Here is a 2,383-nt window from a genome sequence, read left to right as displayed (position 1 = left end):
GGACAAGTCCTTCTCCAACTCCGACGGGGACAAGTCCTTCTCCAACTCCGACGGGGACAAGTCCTTCTCCAACTCCGACGGGGACAAGTCCTTCTCCAACTCCGGCACCGACTCCAACTCCAACTCCAACTCCGACTCCAACTCCAACTCCAACTCCAACTCCAACTCCGACTCCAACTCCAACTCCAACTCCGACACCAACTCCAACTCCAACTCCAACTCCAACTCCAACTCCAACTCCAACTCCAACTCCAACTCCAACTCCAACTCCAACTCCGACTGCGGGCGGGACAACTCCGAGTCCAACTCCGTCGCCGGGGACATTGCCGACACAGGTTCCGAGTCCGACTCCGACTCCGACTGCGGGCGGGACAACTCCGAGTCCGAGTCCTTCGATCGTTCCGACTCCCACTGCGGCGACCCCAACTCCTACGCCTTTTGGCGGGGGGCCGACTCCGCCCAGTTTTACATCTCCGACTCCTAACCAGCCGCCGATCGTCGAAAGTGGCAAAACGCTGACTGGTTTGCAGAATTTGCCTCTGTCTCTGAGCATTTCGGCGCCCAGCGACCCGGAGGGCCAAGCGCTGTCGATCGCGGTTGTAGGACTTCCCAATCCTACTTTCGGTCAGGTAATTACGGGTACGAACCCGATCGCCGTGAACCAAAAGTTAACCGTTCAGGATTTACTGGGGCTGACATTTCAACCTGGAACAAACGCGATCGGGCAAGCCGGTTCTTTCAGCTACAGCGTAGCTGACGACCAAGGCGGCACGGCAGCAGCGTCAGTGGCGATTAACATCAACTCTTTCGATACCTCCGTAACTGTTCCAACTATCCTGTCGCCGGTTGCTGTCGATGACGGCATCGTATTTACGAGTACGAATAATTTGCTGCCGACTTTCATCGACGTGCTGGCGAACGACTCCAGCCCGCAAAAAGGGCCGCTCAACATTATCAATGTCAGCACACCGCAACTGGGGATAGCTGTAAATCTTGTCTCTCAAGTGCAGTTCATCGCCGGCAACGTAGCGGGTACAACTGCTTTCACCTACAGCGTCAGCGACGGATTCGGGACAATTCCGGGCGTAGGTACTGTCACCGTTCAAATCTTGCCGGCAGATAGCGGGCCGAACAAGTTGATTGGGGGCTCTTTGCCGGACAATTTGAACGGTTTGCTGGGCAGCGATACTGTTGACGGTGGAGGCGGCAGCGATACGATTAACGGCGGTTTGGATAACGACGTGCTCGTAGGCGGCCTCGGTGCAGATACCATGACGGGGGGCGGCGGCAGCAATCAATTCCGCTATACCAGCCCCGCAGAGGGTGGGCCGGCGTTTGATGCGGCTTCTTCGGCGGCGATTGATGCTGCGATCGCAGCGGGCGGATACGATGTGATTACTGATTTTAGCGGCCTCGGTGTGCCGATCGCGGATCAGTTTAATTTTGCCCCCGGATTCCCCAATCTCAGCAATGGCAGTCAAGTTCTGCTGAATGTGCAGACAACTGTTTCTGCAAATATTCTGGGAGGAACTGCTTTCTTGTTTGCCTACGATTCCGGCGGCAATACTTACATCATTTATGACGGCAATGGCAATAATGTCACCGGCGGCGATTCTCGCATTTTGGCGAAGTTAAATGGTGTAACTGGAGTGACATCTCTTTCGGGATTTGACTTGACGTTTATCTAGGAAGATAAGAGGTTTGAAACCGCAGATAAACGCAGATAAACGCCGATTTTGTTGGCAGTTTATCTTCGTTTCTTTGCGTTCATCTGCGGTAAAAACGTAAATCTGATTATCTTCAGAAAACAATCCCAACTAAAGAGCCAAGCATAAGCTGCCGCGCATTTAAATTGTATATTCAGGGCGGGCGGGACGCCCAACCCCTACTCCCCACAAGAGTTTGATTGTTTTTTAACAGACAATTTAAATGCCGCAACAGCTTAGCACCGAGCTTTGAGAATAATAAGAGGTTTGAAACCGCAGATAAACGCAGATAAACGCGGATTTCGTTGGCGGTTTATCTGCGTTACTTTGCGTTCATCTGCGGTTAAGAATTAAATTTGATTTTCCTCAGAAAAAAGTCCTAACAAAGGGCCGAGAATAGCGCCAAAAACAAAGCCGCCCGCGTGGGCCCAGTAGGCAACTCCCCCGGATTCCATGCCGACACTTGCCGGGGCATTCAAGGAAGCCAGGCCGCTCAATGCTTGCTGTGCAAACCAAAATCCTAGAAAGAAGAAAGCGGGGACTCTGACGGTGGTAATAAAGATTCCCAAGGGCAGCAGTGTCAGAACTTTGGCTTGGGGATATCTAACCCACATTCCGCAGATATTCAGACAAATTTAATAATTTTAAATTTGGAGGCATGAAACCCTGAAATAAAT

At 52.2% G+C, this 2,383-nt stretch carries 1 protein-coding gene and 1 pseudogene; one reads left to right on the top strand and one right to left on the bottom strand.

The features are described from left to right. Positions 1-1,688, top strand: a 1,688-nt coding sequence (locus tag QUB70_RS16935; protein WP_442927793.1) for a calcium-binding protein, incomplete at its 5' end; no start/stop codon positions are given. Between the two features lie 368 nt (positions 1,689-2,056). Here QUB70_RS16935 and QUB70_RS16930 read toward each other — a convergent pair. Further along, a pseudogene (locus tag QUB70_RS16930) lies at positions 2,057-2,314 on the bottom strand (rhomboid family intramembrane serine protease); the annotation flags it as partial. Between the last annotated feature and the right edge of the window lie 69 nt (positions 2,315-2,383).

Origin of the sequence: Microcoleus sp. A003_D6, from assembly GCF_036702825.1 — a bacterium.
Classification (GTDB): domain Bacteria; phylum Cyanobacteriota; class Cyanobacteriia; order Cyanobacteriales; family Microcoleaceae; genus Microcoleus.
This window is presented reverse-complemented; position numbering and strand designations above follow the sequence as displayed.